The organism is Bartonella sp. TS25HLJMH, assembly GCF_042193505.1.
Lineage (GTDB): Bacteria > Pseudomonadota > Alphaproteobacteria > Rhizobiales > Rhizobiaceae > Bartonella > Bartonella grahamii.
Genome location: NZ_JBHILV010000103.1, coordinates 1 through 646 on the forward strand (window position 1 = coordinate 1; position 646 = coordinate 646).

Annotated in this window: 2 protein-coding genes; both read right to left on the minus strand. The window is 46.1% G+C overall.

Features of this window, described 5'->3' with window-relative positions; all coding sequences use genetic code 11:
• Positions 1 to 449 (minus strand): phage tail tape measure protein (locus tag ACFINF_RS09475; RefSeq protein ID WP_375620625.1); only part of this gene is annotated, 449 nt, incomplete at its 3' end.
• 9 nt (positions 450 to 458) lie between these two features.
• The coding region (locus ACFINF_RS09480; protein WP_375620626.1) for a hypothetical protein at positions 459 to 646 on the minus strand (188 nt) is incomplete at its 5' end.

Here is a 646-nt window from a genome sequence, read left to right on the forward strand (position 1 = left end):
ATGCTAAAAGCTTCTAGATCTTGTTCGCCAATCCCTGCTTGGCTAGCACTGGTCATCAGTTCTAAAACTTCACGTGCCGCTAGCGGAATCTTAGTGGAGGTTTCCAAAGCAAAACGGCGCAATTCTTTTAAGCGATCAAGGGGAGCATCCAGAACCTTTTCCAAGCCCTTCATCGATTGGTCAAATTGCATGGCTTTATAGAGCGGTGCAATTAAGGTTGCTGTTTGCGCAATGGCACCCACCATACGCCCCCGCGCTTGGATAAAAGCATTTTCCGCATTCTTTGTCGCATCCTCAAGATGCTCAGGGTCAAACCACCCTTTAAAATGCTGCCTTGTCTTGTTTTGGAAATGCGCAACATCTGAACTAAAGACTGCAAGATCACGCTTGGCAGAAGCTATCCCCTCTTGCAGATGATTGACAAAACGCACAACAAGGGAAACATCCATGATCGTCTCTTATCCTAACTGATGACTTTCATATTCTTGGGCTTTAAGGCGTGCGAGTTCTTCTCGATAGGCAATCACATCCAGCCAATCCATCTGGTTAATTTCTGAAGGCGCCCAGTGATAATAAAGGGCTAGCTCTGCTCCAAATTGTCCGGCAGAGAGGATTGGCGTTGCGTAAAAAAAGCAAAAAAAGCCTT